Source organism: Streptomyces sp. NPDC050528 (assembly GCF_044457795.1).
In the GTDB taxonomy this organism is placed as follows: domain Bacteria; phylum Actinomycetota; class Actinomycetes; order Streptomycetales; family Streptomycetaceae; genus Streptomyces.
The window spans coordinates 26,592-43,475 of record NZ_JBITHH010000017.1 but is presented as its reverse complement, the minus strand read 5'-3'; the positions used below and the strand labels follow the sequence as shown (position 1 = coordinate 43,475).

General features: G+C 71.5%; 15 protein-coding genes. 11 read left to right on the top strand and 4 right to left on the bottom strand.

Going from position 1 to position 16,884, the window contains the following annotated elements:
- Positions 1 to 94: 94 nt before the first annotated feature.
- Complete coding sequence (locus ACIBK4_RS43005) at positions 95 to 760, bottom strand: bifunctional DNA primase/polymerase (RefSeq protein WP_366435089.1); 666 nt, start codon at positions 758 to 760, stop codon at positions 95 to 97.
- Between the two features lie 461 nt (positions 761 to 1,221).
- On the opposite strand from ACIBK4_RS43005, the gene ACIBK4_RS43000 reads away from it, so the two are divergent.
- From ACIBK4_RS43000 to ACIBK4_RS42985, 4 genes are all read left to right on the top strand, one after another.
- Positions 1,222 to 2,775: a PP2C family protein-serine/threonine phosphatase gene (locus tag ACIBK4_RS43000; RefSeq protein ID WP_399004650.1), complete on the top strand. Its 1,554-nt coding sequence runs from the start codon at positions 1,222 to 1,224 to the stop codon at positions 2,773 to 2,775.
- A gap of 93 nt (positions 2,776 to 2,868) precedes the next feature.
- Positions 2,869 to 4,344: an aminopeptidase P family protein gene (locus ACIBK4_RS42995; RefSeq protein WP_399004325.1), complete on the top strand. Its 1,476-nt coding sequence runs from the start codon at positions 2,869 to 2,871 to the stop codon at positions 4,342 to 4,344.
- 157 nt (positions 4,345 to 4,501) lie between these two features.
- A complete protein-coding gene (locus ACIBK4_RS42990) occupies positions 4,502 to 5,875 on the top strand; it encodes a PLP-dependent aminotransferase family protein (protein WP_399004323.1) in 1,374 nt (457 codons plus the stop codon).
- A 90-nt stretch (positions 5,876 to 5,965) separates the two neighbouring features.
- On the top strand, positions 5,966 to 7,201 hold the full coding sequence (locus tag ACIBK4_RS42985) for an MFS transporter (RefSeq protein ID WP_399004321.1): 1,236 nt from the start codon (positions 5,966 to 5,968) through the stop codon (positions 7,199 to 7,201).
- A 15-nt stretch (positions 7,202 to 7,216) separates the two neighbouring features.
- Here ACIBK4_RS42985 and ACIBK4_RS42980 read toward each other — a convergent pair whose 3' ends face one another.
- The 3 genes from ACIBK4_RS42980 to ACIBK4_RS42970 form a co-directional block, all read right to left on the bottom strand.
- Positions 7,217 to 8,050: a triphosphoribosyl-dephospho-CoA synthase gene (locus ACIBK4_RS42980; protein WP_399004319.1), complete on the bottom strand. Its 834-nt coding sequence runs from the start codon at positions 8,048 to 8,050 to the stop codon at positions 7,217 to 7,219.
- Positions 8,051 to 8,059: 9 nt separating this feature from the next.
- A complete protein-coding gene (locus ACIBK4_RS42975) occupies positions 8,060 to 8,665 on the bottom strand; it encodes a GNAT family N-acetyltransferase (protein ID WP_399004317.1) in 606 nt (201 codons plus the stop codon).
- Positions 8,666 to 8,771: 106 nt separating this feature from the next.
- A complete protein-coding gene (locus tag ACIBK4_RS42970; protein ID WP_399004315.1) occupies positions 8,772 to 9,218 on the bottom strand; it encodes an ATP-binding protein in 447 nt (148 codons plus the stop codon).
- Between the two features lie 236 nt (positions 9,219 to 9,454).
- Between ACIBK4_RS42970 and ACIBK4_RS42965 the strand changes: the two genes are divergently transcribed.
- The 7 genes from ACIBK4_RS42965 to pheA all read left to right on the top strand — a co-directional run bounded on the left by ACIBK4_RS42965 (position 9,455) and on the right by pheA (position 16,767).
- The gene (locus tag ACIBK4_RS42965) at positions 9,455 to 10,291 is read left to right on the top strand and encodes a hypothetical protein (RefSeq protein ID WP_399004313.1); all 837 of its coding nucleotides are present in this window, start codon (positions 9,455 to 9,457) and stop codon (positions 10,289 to 10,291) included.
- A 170-nt stretch (positions 10,292 to 10,461) separates the two neighbouring features.
- Entirely contained in the window at positions 10,462 to 11,181 is a 720-nt protein-coding gene (locus ACIBK4_RS42960; protein WP_366435082.1) for a YcnI family protein, read from the top strand.
- A 93-nt stretch (positions 11,182 to 11,274) separates the two neighbouring features.
- On the top strand, positions 11,275 to 11,925 hold the full coding sequence (locus tag ACIBK4_RS42955; protein WP_399004310.1) for an SCO family protein: 651 nt from the start codon (positions 11,275 to 11,277) through the stop codon (positions 11,923 to 11,925).
- Positions 11,922 to 12,368: a copper chaperone PCu(A)C gene (locus ACIBK4_RS42950; RefSeq protein ID WP_399004308.1), complete on the top strand. Its 447-nt coding sequence runs from the start codon at positions 11,922 to 11,924 to the stop codon at positions 12,366 to 12,368. The genes ACIBK4_RS42955 and ACIBK4_RS42950 overlap by 4 nt, the downstream gene beginning before the upstream one ends.
- A gap of 15 nt (positions 12,369 to 12,383) precedes the next feature.
- Positions 12,384 to 14,456 (top strand): copper resistance CopC/CopD family protein, encoded by a 2,073-nt coding sequence (locus ACIBK4_RS42945; protein ID WP_399004306.1) that lies wholly within the window; start codon positions 12,384 to 12,386, stop codon positions 14,454 to 14,456.
- 8 nt (positions 14,457 to 14,464) lie between these two features.
- Entirely contained in the window at positions 14,465 to 15,763 is a 1,299-nt protein-coding gene (gene efeB, locus ACIBK4_RS42940; RefSeq protein WP_399004304.1) for an iron uptake transporter deferrochelatase/peroxidase subunit, read from the top strand.
- A 71-nt stretch (positions 15,764 to 15,834) separates the two neighbouring features.
- Positions 15,835 to 16,767 (top strand): prephenate dehydratase, encoded by a 933-nt coding sequence (gene pheA, locus ACIBK4_RS42935; RefSeq protein ID WP_366435078.1) that lies wholly within the window; start codon positions 15,835 to 15,837, stop codon positions 16,765 to 16,767.
- The last annotated feature ends 117 nt before the right edge of the window (positions 16,768 to 16,884 follow it).

Below are 16,884 nucleotides of genomic sequence, written 5' to 3'. Positions count from 1 at the left end.
CGGGGGTCTGGGGGTCGTCCCCCGGAATGACGCAGCATGCTTCGGAAGATAACGACCAACTACGGGCGCCGGGTTCCGCGCACGCCCGACACCCCTACAACTCGGGCGCGCTCACACCCGTACGAGTGAGGGCCTCGACCACGGCGTCCACCACGGCCTCGACGTCGGGCACCCAGGGCGAGGACGAGCCGGGCAGTGGTGCGCGCTCCCAGCGGATCTGGCCCTGGCCGGTCTCGGAGGGGGGCAGGGCGAGGTAGCCGCCCTCGCCGTGGAAGCGGAGCGAGCCGGGGACGTGGTCCTTGGCGTAGAGCAGCTCGCCCAGCTGCTCCAGGGAGTACGGCTTGACGAGCAGCGACCAGCGGGTCGGCGCGGCGACGACCGGGCCCAGGCGCATGCCCTGGCGGTCGAGCGCGGCGAGGGCCCGGGCGGCCGCGGGTGCGGGCAGGCTGACCGCGCAGGGAGCCTTGTCGCCGGTGGCGAGGACGATCGGGGCCGCGGGCCGGTTGCCCCACCACCAGCGCACCATGCGGGCGTCGGTGGTGGCCGCGAGGAGGCCGGGGTCGAAGGGGTGTGCGCCGGGCACCGTGCACTCCGGGTCCGGGCAGCCGCAGCGGGCCTTGCCCTGCGGATCCGGTGCCACGCCCGGGAGTACGGGCCATTGCCATTCTGTCGCGAAGGTCAGGGCCGCGCTGAGCATCTCAGACCTCCTGTTGTCTCGCCTGGACAGGAGCCTGCGTCGCTTTCCGAGGATCTCGCGCATGAGCGCTCGTTCCTTTCCGTTGCACCGCTGGCAACACCGAGGACCACATCACACCATGTGTCGATCACTTCACTGTGCGTACCTGTTGGCGCATCACACCCCTGCCTTCGGCAAGGGGAGCCCGTGCGTGCTGGAAAAGCGTGGGCGTGGCGAATGGGGGTGGCGAAGTCTGGCGTTTTGCCGTCCCGCGTAGTTCTCTCCGCCTCCGCCACGGGAGGATGGGGCACGATCGTCGGTGGTTAAGACGCCCGGGTCCCTCACCAGGTTCCGGGTGGCCCCCGCCACCCCTGGTCTTCTCCGAGTACGTACCCATCACGACCGCTGTGACGCTCCGTCGAGCAAGCCCAGTCGACCGCAATGGACCGTCCCCTGATGCAGTTTTAAGCCAACTTTGCCAATCCGCAAGGGGAGAACGAAATACCCCCGGTAAACCCATGGACACCAGGAATCCCAGCAGGACAATGCTGGACATCCCCTCACGAGTGCGTGTACATGTGGAGACACTGCCAGCGGCGCAGAATGACATGGGGGTTTGCGATGCTTTTGAGCAATACGCACCGGTCGGAAAGCCGGACGCCATGAACGCCCCGCACCCTTCGAAAGTGGCCGGAATCGATTCAACGGTTCCCTCGCCCGCACACACTGTCGCGCCCGCGCCTGCCGCAACCGGTACCCCTCCAACCCCCTCCTCGAACACCCAGAACACGTCAGAAACCGCACCGAACGCGCCAGGCGCCCTGCTCCAGGACCGGCTCGCGGGCTGGGTGTCCGATCTCACGACCCTCCATGAACTCACGGAGCGACTGGCACGCACGGACGCACTCGACGAAGCGCTCCAGGAGCTGCTGCGCGCCGGAGCCGCCCTGGTGGGCGCCCGCCGCGGCCTCGTCGTCCTGGAACCCGGCGACGGCCTGGGCCCCGTGACCACCATCGGCCTGGGCCTCGCCCGCTCCGACCTCGGCCACATCGAGACCGTCCCGCGCGGGGAGATGTCCTACGGCCAGATCCTCGACGGCCCGGCCGGCGCTCCCGGCGGCGAGGGCGGCGAGATCGTCCACCCCGACCTGTTCGCCGAGGACGCCCTCGACCCGCGCCACCGCGAGGTCGCCGTACGCCTGGGCTACGCGGCCAGTTACGCGCTGCCCCTGGCGACCGACGCGGCCGGACGCCTGGGCGCCGCCGTGTGGCTGTACGACGAGCCCGCCGAGCCGGTCGAGCGGCAGCGCCATCTCGTCGGCCTGTACGCCCGGTACGCCACCGAGCACCTCGCCCGGGTCCTCGAAGTCGAGCGCACGCGCGCGTGCATGACGACCATCGCCGAGGAGCTGCTGCCGTCCCGGCTCCCCCGCGTGGCCGGTGTGCAGCTCGCCGCGCTGCACCGCACGGGTCCGCGCGGCGGCGGCGACTGGTACGACGCGCTGCCGCTGCCCGATGCGGCGCTCGGCCTCGCCGTCGGCTCGGTGACCGGCTCCGGGCCGAGCGCGATCGCCGCGATGGGCCGGCTCCGGGCGTCCCTGCGGGCGTACGCGGTGATGGAGGGCGAGGACCCGGTCGCGGTCCTGTCCGACCTCGAACTGCTCCTGAGACTCACCGAACCCGCCCGCTCGGCCACCGCCCTGTTCGCCTACTGCGAGCCCGCGCTGCGCAAGATCACCCTGGCCGGCGCAGGCCACAGCCCGCCCCTCCTGGTCGGCGAGCGGCGCACGGAGTTCGTCGAGACCTCCGTGTCCGCACCCCTGGGCATGCTGGCCTGCTGGGAGGCGCCGAGCGTGGAGCTGGAGGCGGAGCCCGGCGAGACGGTGCTGCTCTACACGGACGGGCTGCTGCACCGCACCGGCGACCCCATGGACCGCGCCTTCGCCCGGCTGCACGCGGCGGCCGCGAGCGTCCCCAAGGCGCTGCGCGAGGACCCGGCCGCGATCGCCGACCACGTCCTGCGGACGGTCCTGCCGGACGGCCTCGACACGGCCGACAGCGACGAGGACGTCGTCCTCCTGGCGGCTCGCTTCGAGTAGTCGCGGGACAGCCATGTGTAACAGGCCATACGGCCCTGGGCCCCCTTCCGTACGACCGTACGATGGAGGGGGTCCAGTGCCGTATCTAGGAGGATGACCGTGGCCGACGAGCTCACCCCGGAGACCCCGGAAGATGAGTCTGCGGAGCCTGAAGAGCCCATCAAGAAGCGGAAGAACGGCCTGTACCCGGGCGTGTCCGACGAACTCGCAGACAGCATGAAGTCCGGCTGGGCCGACACCGAGCTGCACGACCTGCGGCCGATCGAGCACGCCGGGCACACCGCCCGCCGCCGCGCCGCGCTCTCCGCGCGCTTCCCGGGCGAGCGCCTGGTGATCCCCGCGGGCAACCTGAAGACCCGCTCGAACGACACCGAGTACCCCTTCCGGGCGTCGGTCGAGTACGCGTACCTGACGGGCAACCTCACCGAGGACGGCGTCCTCGTCCTGGAGCCCACCACTGAGGGCCACAAGGCGACGATCTACCTCCTGCCGCGCTCCGACCGCGAGAACGGCGAGTTCTGGCTCTCCGGCCAGGGCGAGCTGTGGGTCGGCCGCCGCCACTCCCTCACCGAGGCCGAGCAGCTCTACGGCATCCCCGCCTCCGACGTCCGCGAACTGCCCGCCGCCCTGCGCGAGACCACCGGCCCGGTGCGCGTCGTGCGCGGCTACGACGCCGGCATCGAGGCCGCGCTGACCGACAAGGTCACCGCCGAGCGCGACGAGGAACTGCGGGTCTTCCTCTCCGAAGCACGCCTGGTCAAGGACGAGTTCGAGGTCGGCGAGCTGCAGAAGGCCGTCGACTCCACGGCCCGCGGCTTCGAGGACGTGGTCAAGGTCCTCGACAAGGCCGAGGCCACCAGCGAGCGCTACATCGAGGGCACGTTCTTCCTCCGCGCGCGCGTCGAGGGCAACGACATCGGCTACGGCTCGATCTGCGCCGCCGGCCCGCACGCCACCACCCTGCACTGGGTGCGCAACGACGGCCCGGTCCGCTCCGGCGACCTGCTCCTCCTGGACGCCGGCGTCGAGACGCACACCCTGTACACCGCCGACATCACGCGCACGCTGCCGATCAACGGCCGCTTCAGCGAGATCCAGAAGCAGGTCTACGACGCCGTGTACGAGGCCCAGGAGGCCGGTATCGCGGCGGTGCAGCCGGGCGGCAAGTACCGCGACTTCCACGACGCGGCGCAGCGCGTGCTGGCCGAGAAGATCGTCGAGTGGGGCCTTGTCGAGGGTCCCGTGGAGCGCGTCCTGGAGCTGGGCCTCCAGCGCCGGTGGACGCTGCACGGCACGGGTCACATGCTCGGCATGGACGTCCACGACTGCGCCGCCGCGCGGACCGAGACCTACGTAGAGGGCACGTTGGAGCCCGGCATGGTCCTCACGGTGGAGCCCGGCCTGTACTTCCAGGCCGACGACCTCACCGTCCCCGAGGAGTACCGCGGCATCGGCGTCCGCATCGAGGACGACATCCTGGTGACCGAGGACGGCAACCGGAACCTCTCGGCCGGCCTGCCCCGCACCTCGGCCGACGTCGAGAGCTGGATGGCGTCCCTCAAGGGCTGACAGTTGACGGCTGCCGCCTGATGGCTGCCATCCGATGGGCGCCACCTGATACAAGACTGATGGCCGGGCACACCTGCGGTGCCCGGCCATTCGTGTGCCGATCGTGTGCCCAGGGGAGGGCATTTTTCATGAACGCGCCTAGGGGGAGGGCTTTTTCGTGAACGACTTCTGGTCCGGCGTCGGGGTCGACCTGCATCTGGAACCCGACCCGGAGGGCGGCCGCAGGGCCGGTCTCGAACGCGCGCTCCGGGACGCCGTACGAGACGGCCGCCTGGCCCCCGGGACCCGCCTCCCGGCGACCCGACGCCTCGCGACCGAACTCGGCGTCTCCAGGGGCACCGCGAAGGCCGCCTACGACCAGCTCGTCGCCGAGGGCTACCTCACCGCGCGCCAGGGCTCGGGTACCGAGGTCGCGCGACTGCCCTCCGTCGACGCGGAGGCACCGGGCGCGGCGGCACGCGCGCGTGTACCCCGTTTCGACCTGCGGCCCGGGAGCCCCGACGTCGGCGCGTTCCCGGCGGCGGCCTGGCTGCGCTCGCTGCGCCGCGCGATCGCGACGGCACCCTCCTTGGCGTACGACTACGGGGATCCGCGCGGCCGTATCGAACTGCGGACCGCGCTCTCGGGGTACCTGGGGCGGGCGCGCGGGGTGATCGCGCCCCCGGAGCGGATCGTGATCACGTCCGGGTACGTGCAGGGACTCGCGCTCCTCACGCGCGTGCTCGACGGTTCCAGGGTGGCCATGGAGGACCCGGGACTGCCGTTCCACCGGGAGGTGGTCCGGCACAACGGCGGGCATGTGGTGCCCGTGCGGGTCGACGAACGGGGCGCCCGCGCCGAGGACTTGGGGAACGCGGCGGCCGTGGTGGTGACCCCGGCCCACCAGTACCCGACCGGCGTGACCCTGCACCCGGAGCGCAGACGGGCGCTCACCGACTGGGCACGCGCGCGTGGGGGCCTCATCGTCGAGGACGACTACGACGGGGAGTTCCGCTACGACCGGCAGCCCGTAGGAGCCCTCCAAGGAATGGCACCGGGGCAGGTCGTGTACCTGGGGACGGCCTCCAAGACCCTCGGACCCGCGCTGCGGCTCGGCTGGATGGTGCTGCCGCCGCACCTGGTCGACGCGGTCGCCGACGCCAAGCTGCACAGCGACCACCACACCGAGACCATCGGCCAGTTGGCACTCGCCGAACTGATCGACAGCCACGCCTACGACCGGCACGTGCGCGCGTGCCGGCTGCGGTACCGGCGCCGCCGCGACCAGCTCCTTGGCCGGCTGGGGACGCACGCAAACGTTTACGGCATCGCGGCCGGGCTGCACGCGCTGGTGGAGGTCACGGACGAGGAGGCGGTGCTCGCGCGGGCCGAGAAGGAGGGGCTCGCGGTCGGACGGCTCGGGGACCACTGGCAGGCGTCGGACGGGGACGAGGGGCGGCCTCAGGGGCTTGTGGTGGGGTACGGGACGCCGAGGGAGCGGGTCTATCCGGAGGCACTGGAAGCGTTGGGGCGGGTGCTGGAGGGGGCTTGAGGGGAGCGGACGGGGTTGGCTAATTGGGCCAATCACAGGGGAACCGATTGGGCCTTCTGACAGGTCCAACCGGGCTCTACCGTCGTAGGCATGACGAACTCACTCGTCCCGCCCGCGGGCCCGCAACGCACCCTCGCACTCGCCCAGTTGACCAACTCGGTCGGCGACGGCGCCTACTACGTGACCTCGGCGCTGTACTTCACCCACGTCGTCGGGCTCGCCCCCGCGCACGTGGGCCTCGGGCTCACCCTCGCGTGGGCGGTCGGTTCGCTGGTCGGGGTGCCGCTGGGACGGCTGGCGGACCGGCGCGGGCCGCGCGGTACGGCGGTGCTGCTGGCGCTGGCGACGGGGCTCGCGGTGGCGTCCTTCCTCGTCGTCCGGGGGTTCGTGCCGTTCGTGATCGCCGCGTGTGCCTACGCCTCGGCGCAGTCGGGGCTCGCGGCGGCCCGGCAGGCGCTGCTGGCGGGGCTGGTGTCCGCCGGGGAGCGGACCGGGCTGCTGGCGCATCTCCAGTCGACGCTGAACGCCGGTCTCGCGGTGGGCGCGGGCCTGGGCGGGCTCGCGCTGCGGGCGGGGACGCGGTCGGCGTACCTCGGGGTGTTCGCGCTGGACGCGGTGAGCTTCCTGGTGTGCGCGGGGCTGCTGCTGCGGCTGCCGTCGGTGCGGGGCGTACAGGTGCGGAAGACAGGCGGTCTCGGGGTCCTACGGGATCGCCCCTACGTGGTGGTCACGCTCCTCAACACCGTGCTGCTGCTCCGGATGCCGTTGCTCAGCCTCGGGCTGCCGCTCTGGATCGCCGAGCGCACGGACGCGCCGACCTGGCTGGTGTCCGCGCTGTTCGTGCTCAACACCGGGGCGGTGATGGCCTTCCAGGTACGCATGGCCCGCGGGATCACGGGGCTCGCGTCGGCCACGCGCGCGGTGCGGCGGTCGGGCTGGATCATGCTGGCGGCCTGCGCGGTGTTCGCCCTCTCGGCGGGCGCGTCGCCGTGGGTGGCCGTAGGGACGCTGATTCTCGGAGCCGTACTCCAAGTAGCCGCCGAAATGGGGCAGTCGGCGGGTTCCTGGCAACTCTCCTTCGACCTGGCCCCGGCCGACCGGGTCGGCGAGTACCAGGGCTTCTTCGGCACCGGCGTCACCATCGCCAGGACGATGGGCCCCCTGGTGCTGACGTCCCTCCTCCTGGAGTGGGGGACGCCCGGCTGGCTGCTGCTGGGCGGGGCGACGGTCGTGGCGTCGTATGCGATGGGGCCGGCGGTGCGCAGGGCGGCGGGTGCCGGGCGTGAGGCGGGCGCGGTGAACAGGCAGCCCGCACTGGTGAGTTGACCGGCACCGGTCCGATCAGGCGGCCAGTGCTGATGAGTTGACCGGTAAGGAGTCCAGGAACAGCGCGCCCGCCAGGAGCCCCGCACTTCCGCGAGGGCTCCACGCGCGCGCGTGGAGGTCGTTGTCGAAGGCGGTCAGGGCTTCCGCGCCGGCCTCTGTCGCCGTACCGCCCGCTTCCAGGACACCGCGTGCCCCCGCCTGGACGTGCCGCAGGCCGAACGGGCCCACGGCGTGCAGGAGTTCGGTGTCCTGGAGGGTGGACATCACCGTGAGCAGGGCGTCGAGGCGGGCCTGCGTCTCCGTCGCCCCGGCCGCGCGGACCGTCGCGAGGGTGTCCAACGCGCGCCGTACGTGCGGGAATCCGGCCTTGGCCTCGCCCCGGGCGCCGGCCGCGCCGTACTTCGCCGAGATCGACGAACCGCGCGAGGGGCGGCGCGGGGCGCGTCGGTCGGGGTGGGCGGCGATGCGTTTCGCGGTCGCGGCGACGTCCTCCGCCCCGGCACGGGGGTCCAGGGCGGCCGCCGCGACCAGGAGGCCCAGCGCCCACAGGGCACCCCGGTGGCCGCCGCCCGCGAGCGCCACGGAGTGTTCCGTGCAGCGGCCTATCGCGCCGAGTTCCGCGCGGAGAACGGGAGTTGGCTCGCCCGTGCGGCGGGCGGCCGCCGCCATCGCCGTGAGGCCGGGTGTCAGCGCCTTGGCGGACCAGCGCAGGGCGCAGTGGTCGACGCGGGTCGTGCGGGCGGCCAGGTCGCGCGGGTCGGGCAGGCCCGGCTTGGGAGCCAGCGCCAGTTGCCCGGTGAGCGCGTCCACCGCGGCCCGTGCCAGTGCCTCGTCCTCGCGGCTCTGCATCGTCGTACCTTACGAGGAGGCGGAGGCCGAAGGGGAGGGCCCGGCGGCGGGCGGTGCGGGCGTCGGGTCGTCGTCGTGCAGGATCCGCTGGAACAGACGGTGGTCGCGCCACTCCCCGTCGATGTGCAGATAGCGCGGGGCCATGCCGATCGGCTCGAACCCGGCCTTTTCCAGGACGCGTTGGGAGGCCAGGTTGTCGAGCAGGGTGCTCGCCTCCAGCCGGTGCAGCCCGACCGTCTCGCGTGCGATCCGGCACACCCGCTCGACGGCGGCGGTGGCCAGGCCGCGTCCCTGCCGGTCGGCGGCGATCCAGTAACCGAGCGAGGCGCTGAGAAAGGGGCCGCGCACGACTCCGGACAGGGTGAAGACCCTGGCGACCCGCCCGCCGGACACGAGCAGCCAGGGCACGAGCCGGCCCTCCGCGTACTCCCGCCGCTGCGCCTCCAGGCGCTCCCGCTGCCCCTCGGCGGTGTAGAAGGATTCCGGGCGGTACGGCTCCCAGGGCCGCAGCCGCTCCCGGTTCTCGACGTGGACGGCGGCCAGGGCCGGGGCATCGGCGGGGTCGACGAGCCGTAGCGTCACGTCGTCGGTCAGTTGTTCGGGGCGGATGTCCATCCGCAGATTCTGTCGCCGCGTCGTCGTGCGAAAACGCGCCCCCTGGGGACTCATCCCTCATGGCGCCGCTCATGGCACCTCTCGTGACGCCCCTTGTGGCGCGCCCTCACACCGCCATCAGCGGCGCGTCCTTCCGCCACTTCAGGATCTTGTCGAAGCTCACCACCGCGCCGCCCACCCCCGGCTTGTTGCCGATGTGGACGTGGTCGGCGAGTTCCTGGATCAGACACAGGCCCCGGCCGTTCTCGGCCTCGCTCGGGGCCGGGCGGACGGACTGGGTGCGGGCGAAACCGGGGCCCGAGTCGGCCACCTCGATACGGCATTTCTCGCCGTCGAGGTACGCGGTGACCCGGTACGCCTCCGAGGACGTGCCGTGCGCGGTGTCGCCGCCGTGCTCGACGGCGTTGGCGCACGCCTCGCTCAGGGCGACGGAGAGGTCGTAGGAGATGTCGGGGTCGACGCCCGCGGTCTCCATCGTGCCGAGAAACAGTCGCCGGGCGAGTGGCACGCTCGCGGCCTCGCGCCTCAGATGGAGTGACCACCAGATGCTCATGCTCCAGCCTCCCGGCCGCGGCTCGACATAGTGATACCTATTGCCGCCAGTGCCCCTGTGTAAGCACGGAGTTGACGTGATGCCGCCCATATGGGCGATGCGTCCCAAACGTAATTGGTGTATCCGGAGGTAGCTCACGCCGGAGAGTGATCTTTGTGACCTACGACACACTATGGCCCCGATGTTGCGGACCTGCCGTATGGCGTCGATAAGCCCGGTGCGATGATGAGCCCGCCATGACTGCCCCCCACCCACGTACGGCGCGCTCCGGAGGTGAACTCCGGGTCCTGCGGGCCGCGGTGTTCGCCGCGGTCTGTGTCGTGCTGGCCGCGGCCGGTCACGCGATCGCCTCCTGCGCGACCGTTCCGCTGTGGACCCTGGGCGCGGGCTTCCTCGCCACCTTCCTCGTCGTGGCGCCGCTCGCCGGGCGTGAGCGTTCGCTGCCGGGGATCGCGGCGCTGCTCGCGGTCGGACAGACCGTGCTGCACACGCTGTTCGGGCTCGGGCAGAACGCGAGTACGTCGGGCAGCTCCCTCTCGGCCTCCGACGCCACGCTCGTCGCGCGCGCCGCGCATCTGCTGTGCGGGACCACCGCGGCGGCCATCAGCCCGGCGCAGGCCCATCAGATCCTCACCAACGCGCGGCTCCTGCCGACTTCGGGCTCGGGCTCGATGAGTTCGATGAGCGGCATGGGGTCGATGCACCACCCGGCGGACACCATGTCCGCCTCCGCCGGCTCCTCGATGTCGCTGTTCCCGTCCCTGTCGATGCTCCTCGGTCACGTCCTCGCGGCACTCGCCGCGGGCTGGCTGCTGCGGCGCGGGGACCTGGCGCTGCTGCGCCTGATGGAACTGTCGGCGCACGGAGTCGCGGAAGGGGCGCTCGTACGGTCCCTGCGCGGGGCCCTCGCCCTGGTGCGCGCCCTGCGGGCCGGGCTGCCGGGGGCGCCCGAGGCGGGCCCGCGTCCGCGTCGTAGCGCCCTGTTCGCGCCGCCCGCGCCGCACACCACCGCGCTCCAGCACTCGGTGATCCGCCGCGGCCCGCCGGCCGCCGCACACGCCCTCGCCGCCTGACGCGACGCGACCACCGAACCGCACTCCTTCTGTGCGTGAAGAGGCCGCCGTCGCGCGGCACACGCGCGTGCCCGTGTTCCGCAGCCGGGAAACCCTGGTGCACCTGGGACACCACGCGCCCCTCTTCACCACCGGAACTCACTCGAACTCGAAGTGGAGTGCTCCATTCCATGAAGGCTTCTCGTATTGCCGCCGCCGCTGCCGTCGCCGGCTCGGCCGTCCTCGTGCTGTCCTCCCCCGCCTTCGCGCACGTCTCCGTGCAGCCGGAGGGCGCGGCCGTCAAGGGCGGCTACGCGGTCGTCGACTTCAAGGTCCCGAACGAGCGTGACGACGCCTCGACCACCAAGCTGGAAGTGAACTTCCCGACCGACCACCCGCTGGCCTCCGTGATGCCGGAGCCGATCAGCGGCTGGACCGTGAAGGTCACCAAGTCGAAGCTCGCCAAGCCGGCCGAGATGCACGGCGAGACGATCACCGAGGCCGTCACCAAGGTCACCTGGACCGCGACCGGCAAGGGCGTCGAGCCCGGCTACTTCCAGAAGTTCCCGGTCTCCGTCGGCATGCTGCCCACGGACGCCGACCAGCTCGTCTTCAAGGCGCTCCAGACGTACTCCGACAAGCAGGTCGTGCGCTGGATCGAGGTGCAGAAGGACGGCGAGGAGGAGCCCGAGAACCCGGCGCCGACGCTCGCCCTGACCTCCGCCGCGGCCTCCGGCGCGACCGCCGAGGACGCCTCCGAGAAGACCGAGACCACCGCCGCCGACTCCACCTCGTCGTCCGCCGACTCCTCCGACACCACCGCCCGCGTCCTCGGCGTGGTCGGCATCGCCGTCGGCGCCGCGGGCGTGGCGTACGGCGTTCTCGCCGGCCGACGGCGTACGACCGTCTGAGGCCCGTTCACTCATGGCGCGCACAGGGGTCCGTGCGACTCTTGCGTACGGCCCCGGTGCGCGCCGGAGCTCTCACAACTGGGACATTTCTCTATGCGCAAGAAGACGTTCGCGGCGGCCGTTCTGCTCGCCGCCGCCACCCTGACGCTCTCCGCCTGCGGCAGCGGCGACGACGGCAAGAGCCCCGTCTCCGTGGTCTCCGAGGACACCGCGACCCAGGCCGCCACCGTGCTCGACACCCCGTTCGAGAAGCCGGACCTGGTCCTCACGGACACCCACGGCAAGAAGTACGACTTCCGGGCGGAGTCCAAGGGCCGGCCGACGCTCATCTACTTCGGCTACACCCACTGCCCCGACATCTGCCCGCTGACGATGAACAACATCGCCGTCGCCAAGAAGGCGCTGCCCAAGGCCGAGCAGGACAAGCTGCTGGTCGTGTTCGTGACGACCGACCCGGCCCGGGACACCCCCTCCGAGCTCGGCAAGTGGCTCAAGGGCATCGACACCCAGTTCGTCGGCCTGACCGGCGACTTCGCCACCATCCAGGCCGGCGCCCGCTCGATCGGCATCTCCATCGAGCCGACCTCGAAGGACAAGAACGGCAAGCTGGTCTCCGTCCACGGCACCCAGGTCGTCGCGTTCTCCCCGAAGACCAACGGCGGCTATCTGCTCTACGGCCAGGACACCACCGTCGACGACTACACCAAGGACCTCCCCAAGATCATCAAGGGGGAGAATCCGTGAGGCGGTTCGCGGTGCCCGTCGCGGTGCTGACCGGCGCGCTGGTACTCACCGGCTGCGGCGGTTCGGACGACGCCAAGGCCCAGCTGTCCGTCAGCTCCGCCTACATGCCCCAGCCGGTCTCGGACATGGCGGCCGGCTTCCTGGACATCGCCAACAAGGGCGGCGCGAAGGACGAGTTGACCTCCGTCACCAGCGACCTCGGCCCGGTCTCCGTGCACGAGACCGTCGGCCAGGCGATGGAGGAGGTGAAGTCCCTCGATGTGCCCGCACACGGTCAACTCGTGTTCAAGAGCGGGGGCAACCACCTGATGTTCGACAAGCTGAAGCACACGCTGAAGCAGGGCGACAGCGTGACCGTGAAGCTGCACTTTGCCAAGTCCGGCCCCCTCACGGTTGAGATGCCCGTGAAGTCGGCGACGTACAACCCCACGACCGGGCACTGAGGGAGGGACCCCACCTTGAAGACGACCATCACCCCCCGCGTCCGCAATCTGGTGCTGCTGCTCCTGGCTGTCACCGGCATGCTCTTCGCCGGGGCGGGTACCGCCTCCGCGCACGCCGCGCTGACCGGCAGCGACCCCAGTTCGGGGGTGGTGGTCGACAAGGCTCCGACGCAGATCTCGCTCACCTTCTCCGAGAAGGTATCGACGAACGACGACTCGCTGCGCGTCCTCAACCCGAAGGGCAAACGCGTCGACGTCGGCAAACCGTCCAACATCAGCGGTACGACGTACGCCATCCAGGTCCGCAGCGGCCTGCCCGACGGCACCTACACGGTGGCCTGGCAGGTCGTGTCGGCCGACAGCCACCCCGTCGCCGGCGCCTTCACGTTCTCCGTCGGCGCCCCCTCCAAGACCACCGTCTCGGTCTCCGACCAGGACGTCGGCGGCGGACTCGTCGGCGGGCTGTACGGCTTCGGGCGCTACATGTCGTACGCCGGCTTCATCGTCATGGTCGGCGGGGCCGCGTTCATCCTGGCGTGCTGGCAGCGGGGCGCCGGAGTGCGCGCGCTGCAGCGGCTGGTGGTCTCCGGCTGGGTCTCGCTGACCGCGGCCACGCTCTGGCTGCTGCTCCTGCGCGGCTCGTACTCGACGACCGGCAAGGTCGGCGACATCTTCGACCTGAACCTTCTCGGCCAGGTCCTCCAGACCAAGACCGGCGCGGCCCTCGTCTCCCGGCTGCTGCTGCTCGCCGCCGCCGCGCTGTTCATCGCCGTGCTCTTCGGTGCGTACGACAAGCGCGAGGACGAGGAGAAGCGGGACCTCACCTTCGGTCTCGCGATCGGCGGCGGTGTGGTGGCCGCCGGGCTCGCGGCGAGCTGGGCGCTGGCCGAGCACGCCTCGACCGGGCTGCAGCCCGGCATCGCGATGCCCGTCGACGTCGTCCACCTGCTGGCCGTGGCGATCTGGCTCGGCGGCCTCTCCGCCCTCCTCGTCGCGCTCTACCGGGCGCCCGCCGACAACCTGGTCGGGCGCACGGCCGTACAGAACTTCTCGCGCATCGCCTTCGGCAGCGTCCTCGCGCTCGTCGCGACCGGCATCTACCAGTCCTGGCGCCAGCTCGGCTCCTGGTCGGCGTTCACCGACACCGGCTACGGCCAGCTGCTGCTCGTGAAGATCGGCCTCGTGGCGCTGCTCATCGGCATCGCGTCGATCTCCCGGCGCTGGACGGCACGGCTGGCGGAGACCACCGCGACGGCCGCGACCGTCGTCGAGGAACGTGCGCCGGAGAAGGAGAAGGCGCACGCCAGCGCGTCCACGAAGACCGCCGACTCCAGCGCCACGGCATCCGCCGAGGCCAGTGCTTCCAGCGCTACGACGTCCACCAAGGCCGGCGTCTCCAGCGCCACGACCTCGGCCAAGGCCGGTGTCTCCACCAGCACCGCGTCCGCCGACGCCGACTCGGGCGGGACCGCGTCCGACAAGGGCGCCGATTCGGATGCGGGCGACTCCAAGCGCGCCGCTCAACTCGCCCGGCAGCAGGCCGCCGTGGACTCCACCCGGCAGAAGCGGCTGCGGGACGCCGACCCGGTCCGCTTCGGACTGCGCCGGTCGGTGCTCGCCGAGGCCGCCGTCGCCGTCGTCGTCCTCGCCGTCACCACGGCCCTGACGACCACCGAACCGGGCCGCACGGAGGAGGACGCCAAAGCGGCCAAGTCCTCGTCCTCGTCGTCCTCTTCTTCGTCCGCCGGTGCCCTGACCCTGGACATGTCGTTCGACACCGGGGGCACGGACGGCAAGGGCGTCATACGGCTCGACCTCGACCCCGCGCGGGTGGGCGGCAACGAGATGCACGTCTATGTGCAGCGCCCCAACGGCCGGGCCTTCGACGTCCCCGAGGTGAAGGTCGCCTTCACCCTCGCCGCGAAGAAGATCGGCCCGCTGCCCGTGACGCCCGACCGCATCACCACCGGGCACTGGGCCGCGAACGGAATCCAGATCCCCATGGCGGGCGACTGGAAGATCTCGGTGACCGTGCGGACCTCCGACATCGACCAGACCACCGTCGACAAGAACGCGCAGATCGGCTGAACCACGCCATGCCTGACCAGTCCATTCCCGAGGCCGGGACCGTAGAGGCACCTCCTGGGGAGGCCGTTTCCGAAAACGCCGCCCCCAGGGAGGGCATTTCCCGCCGACGGCTCCTCGGTACGGCCGGTGCCACCGGGCTCGTGCTCGGTGCGGCGGGCGGGGCCGTGGGGTACGCGTCCGCGCCCGCCGGGGCCACACCGCTGACCTCGCTGGGCGAGGACATGGCAATGTTTCACGGGAAACATCAACCCGGCATCACCGAGGGCCTCCAGGCGCGCGGCCACCTCGTCGCCTTCGACCTGGCGGCGGGCGCGAGCCGCAAGGAGGCGGCGGCCCTGCTGCGCCGCTGGTCGACGACCGCCCAGCGGCTGATGGCGGGCGAGGCGGCGGCGCGGGACGACACGGAGGTCGCCCGGGACGCGGGGCCCTCGTCGCTGACGATCACCTTCGGCTTCGGCAACTCCTTCTTCTCCCGTACGGGACTGGAGAAGCAGCGCCCGGCCTCCCTCGATCCGCTCCCCGACTTCTCCTCCGACCACCTCGACAAGGCGCGCAGCAACGGCGACCTGTGGGTGCAGATCGGCGCCAATGACGCGCTGGTCGCCTTCCACGCGCTGCGCACGATCCAGAAGGACGCGGGCAGCGCGGCCAAGGTCCGCTGGCAGATGAACGGCTTCAACCGGACGCCGGGCGCGACGGCCCACAAGATGACGGCCCGCAATCTGATGGGCCAGCTCGACGGCACCCGCAACCCCAAACCGACGGAGTCCGACTTCGACAAGCGGATCTTCGTGCCGGCGTCGGGTTCGACCGACCCGGCGTGGATGGCGAACGGCTCCTACGCCGTCGTACGCCGGATCCGGATGCTCCTCGACGACTGGGAGAAGCTCTCGACCGGCGCCCAGGAGAACGTGATCGGGCGCCGCAAGTCGAACGGGGCCGCGCTGTCCGGGGGCGGCGAGACGACCGCGATGGACTTGGAGAAGACCGACGCGAAGGGCGCCTTGGTCGTCCCCATCAACGCGCACGCCCGGATCGCCCGGCCCGACCAGAACGGAGGCGCGGCAATGCTGCGGCGCCCCTTCTCGTACCACGACGGCATCGCCGCCGACGGCACCCCGGACGCCGGGCTCCTCTTCGTGTGCTGGCAGGCGGACCCGCTGCGCGGCTTCGTCACCGTGCAGCGGAAACTCGACCGCGGGGACGCCCTGTCGACGTACATCCGGCACGAGGCGAGCGGCCTGTTCGCGGTGCCGGGCGGGGCGGCGGAGGGCGAGTACGTGGGGCAGCGGCTGCTGGAGGGGTGAGGCCGTCGCCTTATGGAGTGGTGGGCCAGGAAGCGTGCCCCGGGTTTCGCAAGGCCCATTAGGGTGAGGTCATGCCAGCCAGCTACGCGTATCTCGGCCCTGAGGGCACCTTCACCGAAGTCGCCCTGCGGACGCTTCCCGAGGCGGCCACCCGGGAGCTGATCCCCTACGTGTCGGTGCAGTCCGCGCTGGACGCGGTGCGCACCGGCGAGGCCGAGGCCGCGTTCGTGCCGATCGAGAACTCCGTCGAGGGCGGTATCACCACCACCCTGGACGAGCTGGTCGCGGGCGCGCCGCTGATGATCTACCGCGAGGTGCTGCTGTCGATCACCTTCGCGCTGCTGGTCAGGCCGGGCACGAAGCTCTCCGACGTCAAGACGGTCTCCGCGCACCCCGCCGCCCAGCCGCAGGTACGCAACTGGATGAAGGCGAACCTCCCGGACGCCCTGTGGGAGTCGGCGGCCTCGAACGCGGACGCCGCCCGGCTGGTCCAGGAGGGGCGCTACGACGCCGCGTTCGCCGGTGAGTTCGCGGCCGCCCGGTACGGTCTCGAAGCGCTGGAGACCGAGATCCACGACGCGGAGAACGCGCAGACCCGGTTCGTGCTGGTGGGCAGGCCCGCCCGCCCGGCGGCACCGACCGGCGCGGACAAGACGTCGGTCGTGATCTGGCAGCGGGACGACCACCCCGGCGGTCTGCGCGACCTGCTGGGCGAGTTCGCCACCCGGGGCATCAACCTCATGCTGCTGCAGTCCCGCCCGACCGGCGCCGGCATCGGCAACTACTGCTTCTGCATCGACGCCGAGGGCCACATCTCCGACCGCCGGGTCGCCGAGGCGCTGGCCGGGCTCAAGCGGATCTGTCTCCAGGTGCGCTTCCTCGGGTCGTACCCGCGCGCGGACGTCGGCGTGGACGGGGTGCGGCCGCTCTTCCCGGCCACCTCGGACGAGGATTTCCTGGCTGCGGCGGACTGGGTCGCGCACTGTCAGGACGGCCGTTTCTGACCGCTGGGACCTGTGCAGCGTCCCGGTACTACCTGCGTATCTTCGTTATCCACAGAAGTTATCCACAGGTCCGCTTCTCGACCTGGGGACAAGTCGACAACGAAGTGCGATCCAGTC